The 15320-nt window shown below is 68.1% G+C and carries 13 protein-coding genes; 5 read left to right on the top strand and 8 right to left on the bottom strand.

The window, feature by feature from the left end:
- Positions 1–156: 156 nt before the first annotated feature.
- On the top strand, positions 157–843 hold the full coding sequence (locus tag ABGB10_RS20260) for a DUF899 family protein (protein WP_347662420.1): 687 nt from the start codon (positions 157–159) through the stop codon (positions 841–843).
- A 213-nt stretch (positions 844–1056) separates the two neighbouring features.
- Positions 1057–2325, top strand: coding sequence for an MFS transporter (locus tag ABGB10_RS20255; RefSeq protein WP_347662419.1), 1269 nt, complete (start codon positions 1057–1059; stop codon positions 2323–2325).
- A 286-nt stretch (positions 2326–2611) separates the two neighbouring features.
- On the opposite strand, the gene ABGB10_RS20250 is transcribed toward ABGB10_RS20255, so the two are convergent.
- Entirely contained in the window at positions 2612–3379 is a 768-nt protein-coding gene (locus tag ABGB10_RS20250) for a hypothetical protein (protein WP_347662418.1), read from the bottom strand.
- A 411-nt stretch (positions 3380–3790) separates the two neighbouring features.
- Between ABGB10_RS20250 and ABGB10_RS20245 the strand changes: the two genes are divergently transcribed.
- The 3 genes from ABGB10_RS20245 to ABGB10_RS20235 all read left to right on the top strand — a co-directional run bounded on the left by ABGB10_RS20245 (position 3791) and on the right by ABGB10_RS20235 (position 6866).
- Positions 3791–5164, top strand: coding sequence for an FAD-dependent monooxygenase (locus ABGB10_RS20245; RefSeq protein WP_347662417.1), 1374 nt, complete (start codon positions 3791–3793; stop codon positions 5162–5164).
- 15 nt (positions 5165–5179) lie between these two features.
- Positions 5180–6340: an epoxide hydrolase family protein gene (locus tag ABGB10_RS20240; protein ID WP_347662416.1), complete on the top strand. Its 1161-nt coding sequence runs from the start codon at positions 5180–5182 to the stop codon at positions 6338–6340.
- 100 nt (positions 6341–6440) lie between these two features.
- A complete protein-coding gene (locus tag ABGB10_RS20235) occupies positions 6441–6866 on the top strand; it encodes an SgcJ/EcaC family oxidoreductase (RefSeq protein ID WP_347662415.1) in 426 nt (141 codons plus the stop codon).
- 771 nt (positions 6867–7637) lie between these two features.
- Here the strand turns inward: ABGB10_RS20235 and dpgB are convergent.
- The 7 genes from dpgB to ABGB10_RS20200 all read right to left on the bottom strand — a co-directional run bounded on the left by dpgB (position 7638) and on the right by ABGB10_RS20200 (position 15251).
- Positions 7638–8354 (bottom strand): enoyl-CoA-hydratase DpgB, encoded by a 717-nt coding sequence (gene dpgB / locus ABGB10_RS20230; protein WP_347662414.1) that lies wholly within the window; start codon positions 8352–8354, stop codon positions 7638–7640.
- The gene (dpgA, locus tag ABGB10_RS20225; RefSeq protein WP_347662413.1) at positions 8351–9514 is read right to left on the bottom strand and encodes a 3,5-dihydroxyphenylacetyl-CoA synthase DpgA; all 1164 of its coding nucleotides are present in this window, start codon (positions 9512–9514) and stop codon (positions 8351–8353) included. The genes dpgB and dpgA overlap by 4 nt, the downstream gene beginning before the upstream one ends.
- 515 nt (positions 9515–10029) lie before the next feature.
- Positions 10030–10725 carry a pyridoxamine 5'-phosphate oxidase family protein gene (locus ABGB10_RS20220; RefSeq protein ID WP_347662412.1) on the bottom strand — a complete coding sequence of 232 codons (696 nt, stop codon included), beginning with the start codon at positions 10723–10725 and terminating at the stop codon, positions 10030–10032.
- 35 nt (positions 10726–10760) lie between these two features.
- On the bottom strand, positions 10761–11951 hold the full coding sequence (locus ABGB10_RS20215; protein WP_347662411.1) for a serine hydrolase domain-containing protein: 1191 nt from the start codon (positions 11949–11951) through the stop codon (positions 10761–10763).
- Positions 11952–12414: 463 nt separating this feature from the next.
- A complete protein-coding gene (locus ABGB10_RS20210) occupies positions 12415–13419 on the bottom strand; it encodes an LLM class F420-dependent oxidoreductase (protein ID WP_347662410.1) in 1005 nt (334 codons plus the stop codon).
- A gap of 99 nt (positions 13420–13518) precedes the next feature.
- Entirely contained in the window at positions 13519–14874 is a 1356-nt protein-coding gene (locus tag ABGB10_RS20205) for a condensation domain-containing protein (RefSeq protein WP_347662409.1), read from the bottom strand.
- The gene (locus tag ABGB10_RS20200; protein ID WP_347662408.1) at positions 14871–15251 is read right to left on the bottom strand and encodes a phosphopantetheine-binding protein; all 381 of its coding nucleotides are present in this window, start codon (positions 15249–15251) and stop codon (positions 14871–14873) included. Before ABGB10_RS20200 ends, ABGB10_RS20205 begins: the two co-directional genes overlap by 4 nt.
- Positions 15252–15320 lie beyond the last annotated feature (69 nt).

The raw sequence follows: 15320 nt of genomic DNA, 5'->3' as shown, positions 1-15320 counted from the left end.
CCCTCAGGCACACGGCACCCTAACGCCGGACCAGACGATCGCACGCCTCTCCCGCGGGCTCTGACGGGCAACGGCAGAGCGGCGCCGGGGCGACGATGTGGGCAGCAGTCGAGGTTCGGCGCCTCTGATGGCCCATCAACCGAAGAGGAGATGCTCATGGTGTTGCCGCAGGTGGTCTCCCGCGATCAATGGCTGACGGCCCGTAGAGAGCTCCTTGCCAGGGAGGAGCAGCTCTCCCGGCAGCATGCCGCGGTGGCCGCCGCTCGCCGTCGCCTGCCGATGGTGCGGATCGAGAAGGACTACGTCTTCGAGGGCGAACGCGGGCGGGCCACCCTGCCGGAGCTGTTCGAGGGCTGTCGCCAGCTGATCGTCTTCCACTTCATGTTCGATCCCGCCTGGGACGAGGCATGCCCGAGCTGTTCGGCATTCTCGGGAAGGCTCCACCCGGGGCCGCTCGCGGCGATGCGGGCGCGGGACACGGCGTTCGTCGCCGTGTCCCGCGCGTCACTGGCAAAGCTGAAGGCCAGCAGGGGCTGGCAGCGGTGGCATTTCCCCTGGTATTCGTCATTTGGTAGTGATTTCAACTACGACTTCCACGTCACCTTGGACGAGCGGGTCGCCCCGGTGATGTACAACTTCGAGTCCAAGGAGGAGATCCTGGCGGCCGGTTCGCCGATCGAACTGGTCGTGAGCGAGATTCCGGTCGAGATCGTCGGCCTGAGTTGCTTCATCCAGGACAACGGAAGCGTCTTCCACACCTACTCCACCTACGATCGCGGCGTCGAAGAGCTCAGCCAGGCCGACAGTCTGCTCGAGTTGACCGCCCTCGGCGGCCAGACGTAACCGGCGCCGGCCGAGCGCGTCGGCCACGGACGGGTCCCACGCCGCGGCGGAACGACTTCACCGGCCGTCGCGGGCGCCCGGCCAGCCGTTCCGCGTTCGTCTGCGGGTCGCGTACCCACGCCCTCGTACGGCCAGGCAATCCCGAAGATGTCACCGGGAGGCCGGATCCGAGATCGTGCTGCCAGCGACCGACACAGAGATCGGAGGCGGAGCATGCCGCGATGGAACCCAGTTCGCGTTGTCAGCTCCTTATTCCCCAGTGAGCCGGGCCCCAAGCGCCTCTACGTGCTGGCCACGCTCATCAACACATTCGGAAGTGGGCTGCTGATTGGAAGCCTGCCGTTGTATTTCACCCGCGTCGTGGACCTGTCCGCCGCGCGGGTCGGGCTGGGTCTCACCATCGCGGCCACGGTCGCACTGGCGATGGCTCTCCCGCTCGGTGAACTGGCCGACAGGCGCGGCCCGGTCCAGGTGATCAGGGCCCTGCTGCTGGTGGAGGCCGCAGCGATGCTGGGCATCCTCTTCATCGGTGACTTCATCAGCTTCCTCGTCGCCGCCTCGGTGCACCTGGTGGCGTCGAACGCGCTCGGGACCGTCGAGGGAGCGCTGTTGCGACGGGTGGCCGGCGAGGACGCGCCCGCGTTCCGATCCTCGATCTACGCGGTCACGAACCTGGGCTTGTCGGTCGGCTTGATACCCTCCGGCATCGCGATTCAGCTCGGCACCCCGACCGCGTATCGCACGCTCATCGTCATCAACCTGCTCAGCTTCCTGGTCACCTGGGTGGTTCTGAGCAAACTGCCGCGGTACAAGCCACTCCCGAAGCCGGCCACCGGCCCACGCTGGATCGCGATACGGGACAAGCCGTACGTCACGTTCGCGCTTCTGAAGGCGGCGATCCACCCGCAGTTCTACGTTCTCACGCTGTTGCTCCCGCTGTGGGTGGTCGACAAGACGAACGCTCCGCGTTGGACAATTCCGGTGTCCCTGGCGATCAACACCGTCATGATCATTCTGCTCCAGGTCCGCCTCGGCGGTCAGGTGCAGACTGTCCGGCAGGGCGGGCTCGCGTGGCGGCGTGCCGGGTTGGCCTTCCTCCTCAGCTGTTGCGTGCTGGCCTTTGCGGCCGGGCTGCCCAGCTGGGCTGCGCTGGTCGTGGTGGTGGGGGCCGTCGCTCTGCACAGCTACGGCGAGATCATGCACACGGCCGGCATCTTCTCCATCGCCCTGAACCTGCCGCCGGCCCACGCGCAGGCACAGTACGACGGTTTCAGCGGGATCTTCGCCGGCACCGGTAACGCGGCGGCTCCGGCGCTGCTCCTCGGGGTGGTCCTGAGCCTCGGCGTGCCCGGGCTGATCGGACTCGGCGTGTTCTTCCTCCTGCCGAGCCTGCTGATGCCGGCCGTGACGCGCTGGGGTGAGCGCACCAGGCCGCAGGTAAAGGAAGCCCTCGACCTGCAGGCTGTCGATGCGGTGAAGTGATCCGGGCCCGCCCTGGCCGGTGCTAGCCACAGCCTCGGCCAGGGCACGGATCTGAGCAGGGCCGGCTGGGCCGAATCGGTCCGGCCGGCCCTGCCGTCGCCGGCGCGGGCGTCACGGCACAGGCGCGAGAGGTGCCCCTGGTCTCGTCAGGGATCCGCCGGCGATTTTCCGCGCTCGCCCCGGCTCTGCTCGTGGCCGGGCGATCGTCGACTGACGCGGGGCACCCGCATTAGCCCAGGCGGCTCCGCAGCCAGGACCGGTGGCTGTCGGTCTCGGACTGGGTCGTTCACGCCCTCCGGAGATCCGGCACGATGGTCGCGGCGACGATCTCGGCCAGCTCGGGCGTGACCGTGCCGACCGGTTGCGCCGGCATCTCCCGCACCAGATAGGCATCCTCGTCCCGGCCCGGTACGGCGACGGTCGAGGGGGAGTCGGACAGCACCGTCACCGTCGATCGTCCGGCGGCGAGCCCGATCTGGCTGTCGTTGCGACCGGCCAGCAGGAAGGCCAGCCACGCGCGGTACCACACGATCAGGTCCGAGAAAGCCCCCGCCGAGCCGCTGAGCCCCGTGCTGGCCGCCAGAGCACTCACCTTGTCGAGAAGGATTTGCTCCATCCTCGACATGTCGAGGTCAGGGTCCGCGGTCAGCTCCGGGGGGGTGTGGGTGGCGGGGCCGAACTTGCCGAGAAACTCGCTGAACTTCAGCGTCACATCCTCGCCGACGGGCCACATCGGGTTCACCAGGACGGCGGTGACCGAGCGGGTGGATGCCAGCAGGCCCGCGACACGCAGGGCCAGCGGCGAGGCACTGCAGTGCCCGATGACGTGTACGTGGCCGTGGTCCGCGCCGGAGCCGAGGAATTCGTCCACGCAGGCTGCGGCCAGCTCCGGCAACGGAACGTACCTGCGGTCCTCGGACAGCACGCCGATGGGATCGATCTGAAAGACCGCGCGGTCCGGAATCCGTTTGCTGAGCATCTCGCTCATGCGCGGGGACATGGACATCGCCTGGAAGTCGGCTACCAGGATCGGATCGGTGTCGCCACCGCTCAACCGCCGGAGAATCCGCTCGTCGCCCGAATGCGTCATGCCGCTCCCTCAAGCACTCGCGCCGCCGATGCGGCCGGCGGCCCTGCCGCCCGAGGGCTGACCACCACCCGGGAGCGGTACCGCCAGGTCATCGCCGGCTCATGATCGACCCGACTGGCCGTCGTCGACGACCATCCTTCGCCGACCAGCGTCCGGATCCTTGTCCGGCGGTGCTCAATCAGGAGCCCTCGCGGGGCGGTGTCCGGCCCCGGTTCCGTAGCACAGCGGAAGGTGCCCGGCCCATCGCCATCCTCGATTCTGACTCTGGCTCTGCCGCGGCCATGAGGCGAAGGGAAACCCTCGCCGGCCCGACGCAGCGGCTGCCGGTACGCGAGGGCGCACGCTTCTGGGCCCACAGGGGAGGAAGAGATCTCGATGCCTGATCAGCTCGGTAACCGGGCGGTGGTACTTGGCGGGAGCCTGGCTGGCCTCCTCGCCGCCGATGTACTCGCCGAGGTCTACGCGGAAGTACTCGTGGTGGATCGCGACGAACTGGCCGGGGTGGAGGGCCCTCGGCGCGGCGTGCCGCACGGCCGCCACGCTCACGGTCTGGTCGGCCGCGGCCAGCAGATCTTCGAAGAGCGGTTCCCCGGCCTCATGCAGGAACTGGAAACCGCCGGTGTCCGACCGGGTGACTTCAGCGGCGACATTCGCTGGTATTTCAACGGCATGCAACTTCGCCCGGCGCAGACGGGCCTGCTCTCGGTGCCGTGCACTCGGCCCGTCATCGAGCGGTTCGTGCGCGGCAGGGTGGAGAAGGTCCCCAATGTTCGGTTCATCGAGCAGTACGACATCGTCGGACTGGAGACGACCTCCGACGCCGGTCGGGTCACCGGGGTGCGCATCCAGACCCGCGACGGGAGTGCAGGCCCCGAGGTACTGAATGCCGACCTGGTCATCGACACCACCGGCCGGGGTTCACGGACACCGGCCTGGCTGGAGGAGCTCGGCTACTCCCGGCCGTCCGAAGACCGGGTGAAGGTCGATCTGGCCTACACCACGCGGCACTACCGGGTACCTCGCGATCCGTTCGGCAGCGACATCGCCATCATCGCGGCGGCGACGCCCTCGCATCCGCGCGGTGCCTTCTACTATCGGCTCCCCGGGGACGACGGCCGCGTCGAGCTGTCCCTCACCGGCGTACTCGGCGACCACCCGCCCACCGACCCGGACGGCTTCCTCGACTTCGTCCGCTCCCTGCCCGTCCCGGAGATCTACGAGTCGATCCGCGAGGCTGAGCCGATCGACGACCCGGTGATGTTCCGCTTCCCGGCGAGCGTCCGCCGTCGCTACGAGCGGCTGACCCGGTTCCCGGAAGGCCTGCTGGTCATGGGGGACGCGGTGTGCAGCTTCAACCCGGTGTACGCACAGGGCATGGCTGTCGCCGCCATCGAGTCACAGGTCCTGGCCGATCAGCTCCGGAAGGCTCACCTGCCACCGGCGCGTGACTTCTTCCAGGCGATCTCCCGCGAGATCGACTCACCCTGGGATTTCGCGGCGACCGCGGACCTCGGCTACCGGGGCGTCGAGGGCCGCCGAACGGCGAAGGTCCGCATGATCAACGGCTACGTCGCTCGGCTCCAGCGGGCGGCGGTGCACGACGACAGCCTGACCAACGCCTTCATGAGGGTCGCTGGCCTCGTCGACGAGCCGACGGCTCTCCTCCGTCCCGGCAGGGTTCTTCGGACGTTGCGGCAGTCCGGTCGTCGGGCGCCGGCTCCCGCGCCGCTCGCAGTGGTCCGTGACTAATTCTGGAGGTGCAGCATGCGCTCATTCCGTATCGAGATTCCGCAGTCCCAGCTCGACGACCTGAAGCAGCGGATCGCCAACACCCGCTGGCCGGACGAGATGCCCGGGGTCGGGTGGGACCGAGGCGTACCTCTGGGGTACCTCAAGGAACTGGCCGACTACTGGCAGAGCGGCTACGACTGGCGGGCAGCCGAGGCACGCCTGAACGAGTTCCCGCAGTTCATCACCGAGATCGACGGCACGAACGTGCACTTCATGCACATCAGGTCGCCCGAACCCGACGCGCTGCCGCTCATCATGACGCACGGCTGGCCGGGCACCGTGGCGGAGTTCCTGGAGGTCATCGAGCCGATGACCAATCCCGTCAAGCACGGCGGTGACGCGGCCGACGCGTTCCACCTGGTCATCCCGTCGATTCCTGGGTACGCGTTCTCCGGTCCGACCGGTCAGGTCGGCTGGGACACCGGCCGGGTTGCCGGCGCCTGGAAGGAACTGATGGGCCGCCTGGGCTACGACCGGTACGCGGTTCAGGGAGGCGACTGGGGAACGCCGATCTCGCTGCGGCTCGGCCTGGCCGACCCCGAGCACGTCGCGGGCATCCACCTCAACATGTGCGTGGCGTTCCCGCCGCCCGATCCGGCGGCGATGGCCGGTCTGGACCAGGCCGACCTGGCCCGGCTGGAGTTCACCGGCCGGTTCATGCAGGACGGAACGGGGTGGCAGCGGATCCAGTCCACCCGTCCGCAGACGCTCTCCTACGCACTGACCGACTCGCCGGTGGGGCAGCTCGCCTGGATCGCCGAGAAGTACAAGGAATGGACGGACTCGGCGAAGGTGCCCGAGGACGCGGTGAGCCGCGACCACATCCTCACCGCGGTCTCGATCTACTGGCTGACGGCGACGGCCGGGTCCAGCGCCCAGCTGTACTACGAATCCAGCCACCTGGATGCCGACTTCGTCCGGACCTGGGCCGGGCCGTGGCCGCTGGCGATGCCGGTGGGGGTCGCGTCCTTCCCCAGGGACGCGGTGCGGCCGGTACGCCGATTCGCCGAACAGATCATGCCGACCCTCACCCACTGGTCGGAGTTCGACCGCGGTGGGCATTTCGCGGCGCTGGAGCAGCCACAGCTTCTCGTCGACGACATCCGCACGTTCGCCCGTTCCCTCTCGCGCTGACTGCGCCACGCTCAGCCCTGGGGCGAGGCGCCCGCGAGCGTCCGCACCAACCGACCGTGAAGGCACCGCGTCCTATCGGCACCACGAAAGCGAGACAACCATGTCGACGAACTCTTCCCCGACAACCGCACCGACCGATCCCAACGCCGAACAGGCCGAGATTGCGGCCGTACCCGCGCGGATGGTCGCGGCCTGGGCCGCGCACGACGCCGACGCCTTCGCCGACCTGTTCACCGAGGACGGAACGCTGATCCTTCCCGGGGTGTACAAGAAGAGCCGCGACGAGATCCGGGAGTTCATGGCGAGCCAGTACGCCGGGCCCTACCAGGGAACGCGCGTCACCGGGACGCCCATCGGCCTCAAGCCTCTCGCGGCAGGCGCCGTGGCGCTGCTGACCACGGGCGGCGTCATCGCGCCCGGCGAGACCGAACTGGCCGACCGGGACGCGATCCGGGCGTCCTGGATCCTGGTCAAGCGCGACGGCCGGTGGCAGCTGGCGGTGTACCAGAACTGTCCGCGCGACTGAGCTCATTGACCGACCAACGGGCGACCGGTGCTCACCAGAGCGCCGGTCGCCCGTCGCATGACCGGTGGCTGTCACCGGACCGGCCGCGGGGTGGTCGGTTTGCGGTCGGTTGGCCTGCCACGCTGTCACCCTGCTCGCGATCCAAGGTGATGTCCGCCCGTCGTGGACGCTGTCGGCGAAACTGTCGATCAGCTGGGGCCGTCCTGGCCTGCCGCTCCGCGATCCGTCAACACGCCCTGCCGCGTCGGCCTCGCTGCCCGCTCCCGCGGCTCGTACCGTCTGGTGGTGGCGCCGGTCCACTCTCGCTGCTCTCCCGGGTCGGGGCAGCCTTCGGTGCGGCGGGCAACGCCGTTGCCGGAAAGCTGCTGCGGGACGCGGTCCTGCCCGAGGTGCGGCTTCACTGGGGTCGGCCTACCGACACGTCGACAGGTGGTCCTGGCGCTGGTCCGGGTCGCTGCGACGTCGAACGGGATCCCGCGTCCGCCCCGTTGCTCGAGCAGGTCACGGACGCGCACGCCGAGTAGGCCGACGCCCAGCCACCTGCCCTGTAGGAGCGGGACTCCCTGGATCAGCGGATCGAGAGTCGACCGCCTCGGATCGGGTCGTTGTGAAACGGCTACGCAGTAGGGAGCGGTGACGGCTCGCGTTACTCGCTCTCGCAGGGATCCCCACCTCGGTGGCGCGATGGCGAGGGAGTTGGGGCCGTGGCTGCCGGCGAGCCACGGCCCCGATCACCCGGAGTTCCGGCGCGAACGCGGGACGGGGGATCCGCTAGGGCGTCCCGGCGTCGGCGGACCGCCGCAGGGCTCTGTCGCAGGCCGCGAGGTGGCGACCGAGGGCATCCTCGAAACTGGTGGTCGTCGCATCGAACATCAGTTGTCGGCGGATGGCCATTTCTCTGCCGGAGAGACCGGTCACCATCTTGGCTGTGGCGGTCAGGGCCGTGGCTGGGTCGTCGGTCAACTCGTCGACGAGGCCCAGGTCGACGCTTTCCTGGGCATCCAGGTGAGCACCGAACAGGATCGCCCGGCGCAGCCGGGAGCCGCCGGACTGCTGGGCGAGTCGGAAGACCGCCATGCCCGGCCAGGTGGCCTCAGCGTCGACGAGCAACGACAGCCGGACGTCGGGTGTGGCGATGCGATAGTCCGTCGCCAGCAGGACGTCCAGGGCGAGGCCCCCGCAGTCGCCGGAGGCCACCGCGACCGTGGTGACGTTGAGACGCTCGAGCCGGCGCAGTGCCCGCTCCCACTTGCTGACCAGCGACACGTCCAAGCCGTGGGTCCAGTCCTTGCCGGGCGTACCGGTGACCTGGACCGGAAGCATCGTGGTGGACTCGTCCGACTCGGCCGCCGCGCAGGCGGCCTCCACCGCGGCGACGGCCTCCATCGTCAGGGGTTTCGAGCCGTCGATGCGTAGCGTGACGTCACTTCGCGTGCCGTCAGCGGCGTAATGCTCGCCCCGGCCTCTCCGGACGGTTTCGGCGCTCACCACTGGATCAGCGCCGTCTCGATCGTGGAACCAGGACCCATGGTCATCAGTACTCCATAATCGCCCGGGGCGGTTACTAGCTCCTGCTGGAGACGTTCGTACGAGAAAATGAACGAGCCGCTCGACACGTTGCCGTAGTCACGGAGGACACCGGTGGTGTGCCGGACCTCGTGACGGTTCAGTCCCAGATTGACCGTCACCGCGTCGATGACCTTCTTGCCGCCGGCGTGCACGAGCCAGTGCGCGATATCGCTGCGATGCAGGCCGGTGTTCGCCAGCAGACGATCCGCGACGATTTCCGCGTGCGCGCCGACGACATACGGGATCTGTGGATCGAGGAAGAAGCTGAACCGATTCTGGACGCTGTCCCAGTCGTAGCGCATGGCGTCGACGGCGTCGGGGATGATGCAACTGGCGAACTTGAGGATGCGCGGACGACCAGGGGTGCCCAGGGAGTCGCCGGCGGGGCGGCCGACCACGGCCAACGCGGCGGCGCCGTCGCCGAACAGACTGTTCACGACCGCGGTGCGCATGGTCGAGTCCAGGACATAGGCAGCCGAACAAGCCTCGGTGCACAAGACCACGGCCAGTTCGCCCGGGTTGGCCACGGACCAGCTCGACACCACGTTCAGGGCATTGAGCCCCGCATTGCATCCCATCCCCACGATGTCGGTCCGGCTGCAGTGCCGGTCGATGCCCAGCTCACGGATGAGGAGGGCACTGAGCCCCGGCGTGAGAAATCCGGTGGATGTCACGCAGCACAGGTGGCGAATGTCGGAGATCGTCGCACCAGCGTCGTCCAGGCACGCCTGCAGGGCGCGCATCCCCATGTCCACGGCCAGCCTCTTGTGCCGATCGAGGAGGTCCGCCTGTGTCTCCGGAGAACGAGTGCCGTCAGGTGCCGGGAGCGGTAGCTCGAGGAACCGCCGACGGATCGCGCTGTTGAGGAAGACGGAGCGGATCTTCGGATCGGAGATCGCGAAGGTGTCCAACAGGTCCTGCTGGGAGAAGGACGAGGCGGACGAGGCCGTGCCCACCCCGACAATCGTGGATTCGTAGGGTGTGGGTGGGAGAATGGGAAACTCTGCCGCCAGTGCCCGATCGTATGGCCTCTGGGTGTTGGCGATGTCAACGGTCACGCGCAGATCTTCCTTCCGCATCTCAGCCACCTTGGCGTGCTTGGCCAAAGCAGCATTGTGCTCGTTCTACGACAATGCGGCTCGAGCCGTGGACGCGGCATCTTGGAGATTGCCGGGCGTCAGCTGAAATTCCCCGACACCGGGGCCAACGTCGGAGTCAGGCCAGCTGAGGCGTCACCGGAAAGGGTTGAAGGCGCGCAACAGCAATCCGAGTCCGCGGAATTCGGGAAGATGATCCTCGTGGCTGCCGGGGCAGGCTTGCCGAACCCGCAGAACCGTACGCAGCGGACGACATCGCGGAGCAGCGCGACCATCTCGTCGAGGAGCGGTTACCCGCAGTGCGGGTGAATGGCGCCGGGCTCGGCCCACAGACTTCTGCCGGTGCCTCGGGACTCCACCAGTGGCTCGGTGTGTCCGGGGGCGCCGGCAGATCGGCCTGACCGACAGCGTCCGCGGTCCTGGGCGCTCAGGTCGGTGCTTCCGGCGTGGGAAGGAGCCGGACGATGCCCCTGCCCGGTCGCGTCGACGTCGCCGGATCAGAGGCGATAGTTGGTCTGGCTGAACGGGTCGCCCTTGGAGTGGCTGAACGCCATGTTGGGTGTGACTTCGAAGGCCACGACCTCGCTGTCGGGCAGCTCGGAGACTATGGCGCCGTCCTTGATGTCGAGCTGCCAGCGGCCGTCCCAGCGGTCGCGGTAGAGCTCGGCGAGCTTGCGCAGCAGTGCGTCGTCGGTGACCGGCACGGCCGTCCCCTCGACGGCCACGTCGAGGCCCTGCTGCCAGGCGGTGTCGCCAGCGAGCACGAGCACCTGCGGATTGGCCTGGATGTTGGCGTACTTCACCTCTTTGCTGCCGGTGTGGAAGTAGACCTTTCCGTCATGGAACACCGGCACCATCGGCGTCGCGTGCGGACGGCCGTCCGGCCGCACGGTCACCACCCAGGCGAGCTCCGTCGCTGCCAACCTCGCCTCGGCGTCGGCCCACGGGACCACTCGGCCCTCGTCGTCGCTGTAGCGCCGGTCGATGCGTTCGCTCGGCTTCATCAGCCCTCCGAAACTGATCGCATAACGAAAGTGGTTGGGAGACGCTAACACGATCGATCGGGAAGTACCGATCAACCACCACCCTGCCGAGCGGCTGTGTCGGCTGGTCGCCAACGGGCTGCCGTGGCGGTCGGATGACCCGGCCGGGGCGGACGAGAGCTGCGGGCCCGGTTCGTGGGAGCCGGTCACGCCCCACTCTCCAGGCCTTCTCGCCGATCACCGACTCAGTCGTCGATGGCCTGATAGATGGTGGTCCAGACGTCGCTCCACAGCGGCAGCTTCTGGTTACCCATGTGCGCCCGCTGCATGACGACGACCGTCGCCATGTCCTCGGCGGGGTCGTTGTACCAGGCGGTGCCGTAGAAGCCGGGCCATCCGTAGCTGCCGACCGAGGGACCGAGGTGCGTACGCCGGGTGACGACCGACATCCCGAAACCCCAGCCGAAATTGTCGAAATATCCCGGTTCGAATCCAGAGACGACCTTCTGCGCGGGGCTCAGATGGTCGGTTGCCATCAGGGTCACCGACGACCGGGAGAGAAACCGCCGGCCGTGATGGGTGCCGCCGGCGAGTAGAGCCGAAGCGAAGGCGAGGTAGTCGTCGGCGGTCGAGACGAGTCCACCACCACCGCCCTCGAAGGCCACCGGCCCGCTGAACCGTCCGTCCGGAGGGTCCTCGACGACCGCCTCGCCGGTCGGGCCATCGTCACGGGCGTACGCCGTCGCGAGCCGGCCGAGACGTGCGGTGTCCACACTGAAACCGGTGTCCCTCATCCCGAGCGGATCACAGACCCTCTCGCGCAGGGCCTGCCCGAGAGGCTTGCCGGTGGCCCGGGCGATGAGCGCACCTGTCGCGTCCGCGGCGGTGTCGTACATCCAGCGCTCACCCGGCTGGTGAACCAGCGGCAGCGCGCCCAGGCCGCGCACCCACCCGTCCAGGTCTGGCCTGCCGATCGAGTCCAGCGCCTCGGCGATCGGAACCGTGCCCGGTTTGGCGATGACCGTACCGGTGCCCAGGGTGAAGGTCAGCAGATCCCGCAGCGTTACGGGGCGTTTCGCCGCAACGGTGTCCTGCAGCGACCCACCGGGATCGGCGAGCACTCTCATTTCCGCCAGCTCCGGCAGCAGGTCGTCCACCGGGTCGTCCAGACGCAGCGTGCACTCCTCGACCAGGGTCATCGCGCACGCGGCGACGATCGGCTTCGTCATCGACCCCATCCGAACGATGGTGTCTCCGGCCATCGGGATCCCCGCGCCCGCACCCTGGAACGCGAGGGTCCCCGTGGCTTCGACACGCACCTCACCGTGGCGGGCAAGGGCTACCAGGACGCCCGGAACGAAGCCGGAGCCAACGAGACGCTCGAGCAGGTCCCGTACCCGGACCAGCCGCTTCGCCGAAAACCCGCCAGCCGACACGCGCCGCCCCCTCACCCCACTCAATCGAAGACCCAGCTCGCCCGTCCGACCGCACGATCCACCTGGGATGGCGAGGCCGGAGCAGCTATGGATGATAGCCGCTGTGCCGGAAATCTTCGGTTGGCAGCATCCCGATCAGCGAGAGGGCCGCGGCCACGTGCCACACGGCGTCAGGGCGGCAGGGCGTCGACGACCAGGCCTACGGCGGCAGCAGCCCTCGCCCGACGTCGGCCGTGTCCGACGGACGCCGGCGCGTTCGGCGCGAATCGCGCGACCGGTCGTCCTCAGGCCGTTGAACGGGCATCCTGAGGGCTGTTCGCGGTTGACCGCGACGACCTGCCGATTCGAGCGCGTGCGCCGTGGGTGCTCGGGTGGGCGAGGTTACTCAGGTGATGCCATCGCCGTAGGTCAGGCGCGTGCCCGGCGTCAGCCTGAATAACCTCACCCACGTTCCACCCACGAGTCAGCGGGTCAGTTCCGGTATCACCTTGTCGGCGAACAGATCCATGCTCCTCCGGTCGTAGGCCGCGTCGATGAACCTGCCGATCACGTACCCGACGCCGATCTGACCGGCCTTGGTCAGCTGTTCCACGATCTGTTCCGGCGTGCCGATCAGGCCCTCCGTCCAATAACGAAGAAGCGGCTCCAGTTGCGCGGCCGGCAGCAGCGGCTCGTAGTGGGCGCGCACCCAGGCCAACCTGTCGGCAACCTCCTTCTCGGTCTCACCGATGGTCACGTTGAGGAGGACCGAGCGGACGATCGCGTCGAAGTCGGTGCCCACATCCTTGCAGTGCGCGGCCAGGACCTGGGACTTGTGCTCGAACCCGTCCAGTGAGGCCCCGAAGTTCGTGTACTGCGCGTACTTCGCCGCGGTCCGCAAGGTCTTCTTCTCGCCGGCACCACCGATCCACAACGGGATCCCGCCCTCCTGCAAGGGCAGCGGACGGCTGATCGCACCGTCGATCTGGTAGTGCTTCCCCATCAGGGTGGCCGTGCCGGTCTTCCACATCTGCCGCATGATCTGGGCGCCCTCGTCGAGCATGTCCAGTCGGTCGGCGAGGCTGGGGAAGCCGTAGCCGTAACTGCGCCACTCGTGCTCGTACCAACCGGCGCCGATGCCGACATCCAGCCGGCCGCCGGACATGACGTCGATGCAGGCCGCCACCTTGGCCAGGTAGGCCGGGTTGCGGTAGCCCATGCACGTGCAGAGCTGCCCCAGCCGCACCCGCGACGTGCAGGCGGCGAACGCCGCCATCATCGACCATGCCTCGAACGTCGACTCGTCGGACGGCGGGTCGGTGATGAAGTGGTCGAACACCCAGATCGACTCGAACGGCCCGGCGTCGGCTGCCTGGGCAAGATCACGCAGCACGTTCCACTGCTCGGTCGTCGGTATGCCCGCGAGCTCGAAATCACCCCCCTGGGGGATGAACATGCCGAACCGCATGCTGTGCGGATTACTGGTCACGAAGCATGTCCTCTCCTGGCATCGTGCCGGTTCGCCCTGCACGAAGCTGTCGTTGTCGTGAGCGAGGAAGACACGGCCGAGGTGTCCCCCGGCCGGAGGTCAGAGCAGACCCGCCGAAGCGCCAGGGGACGAGCTGAAGAGGCGCGCTATCTCGCCGAACTCCGCGGCCATTGAGACGATGGTGTCCTCGCGGAAGAGGTTTCGCTTGTAGGCGACGGAGCCGATGGCATCGCCCGACGGATCCTTGTTTATGTCCCACAGCGCGCCGTCCGGCACCGCGGACGCCAGCTCCTGCGATTTCAGCAGTCGGGTGATCTGCACGAATCTCAGGTCACCCGGCGCGTCGACGATGGGGTTCAGGGGGACGCTCTGGAGCACCATCGCGGTCGCGTTGTCGGTCATCACCGGGCCCATCAGTTGGGGCGCTTCGGTGAAGATCTGAATAGACGGGATGTCGTGCGCGAAGGCCTCGAGACACGTTCGGCGGGTCCGCTGGAGCACGTCCTCGTAGGTCTTGCAGCCGGCGAGGTCCGTTCGCAGCGGGATGAAGTTGTAGAGCGAACCGACAGTCTCGTCGAAGAGCCCTCCGCCGCGGCCCGGAGTGAACGTCGCCATCACCACGTCCGTGACGCCGGTCAGCCGATGCAGGAGCAGCTGGTAGACCGCGGCGATGGCCATGAAGCGCGTGGCTCGGTTCGACCTGGCCATGCGGTCGATGGCCGACACCACGTCGCCCGGAATCAGAAAGCGATGCCGGGCGGTCGACTCCGCAAGGCCCAACGAGCGCGGCAGGTCGGTCGGGATCGCCGTGAAGAGGGCGCCGTCAAGTTGGCGCTGCCAGTATTCGCGGGCCGCGGCCGATTCGGCCGCCGTACGTTCCCAGACGCCGTACTCGCGGTACTGCGGGGACGCTGGTAGGTCCGGAACGCTGTGGCCGATCCGGGCGGCGTAGCGATTGGCCAGGTCCCGGATGATCACCGTCAGGGACTGTCCGTCGACGCTGATGTGATGCGCCATCAGGATCAGGACCGCATCGCGCTCATCGAACCTGGCCAGCGTGGCACGCAGGAACGGGGCCTCGTACGCGCTTATCGTCTCCGTCTCGATCTCGTGGATCAGCGCCTCGGCCAGCTCCGCGCGGGACGCCTCGGGAGCGGCCGGGAAGTCACGGACATCCAGCCGGACCGGGCTGGGCGGCAGAATCTCCTGGTACCGGTCGTGGGGCGGCCCGGCGATGCGCGTCCGGAGCGCCTCGTGCCGGGTCACGACGTCGAGCAGCGCATCGCGCAGGACGTCGCTGTCGACGGGACCACCGGTGATGCGCCAGCCGGAAACGGCGTGGTTGCGGCAACCGAACGGGCCGTCGTCGCCGCCCCCGTCGAAGAGGCTGTTGAACTCCTGATTCAGTGACAACGGGACGGTCACGGCCTGACCTTCGGCGTCGGTTGTCGTCACGCCTGCCTCCTGCTGGTCGCGATCTGCTGCTGAGTGGGGGCTCGATCCGGATCGGCCCCGAGGTGCTGGTCCAACTCGGCGACGGTGGGAAAGTCGAACAACTCGTCGATCGTCAGCTCCAAACCGAGGGCGTTGTTGATGAGGTTGATCAGCCGGACCCCGTTCAGTGACTGGCCGCCGAGGTCGAAGAAGCTGTCGTCCAATCCCACCCTCGTCACGCCGAGGGCCTCCGCGAACAGCGAACAGAGCGTCTCCTGCCGGCGCGTACCGGGCGCCCGGTAGGCCGACGGGTTGGCGAATACTGGTTCGGGCAACTCCGCGCACGGTGCCTGAGCGGCTTGCGTGGCGAGCTGTTCCCGGGCGGAGCTGGAATCCATACCTTTCCCCATTCGTGAGCCCGGAGCTGAAGGTGCTTTGCGGAACCCAACGTGGCAGTCGGTTCGACC

The sequence above is a fragment of the Micromonospora sp. B9E7 genome (genome assembly GCF_039871815.1).
GTDB lineage: Bacteria > Actinomycetota > Actinomycetes > Mycobacteriales > Micromonosporaceae > Micromonospora.
This window is presented reverse-complemented; position numbering and strand designations above follow the sequence as displayed.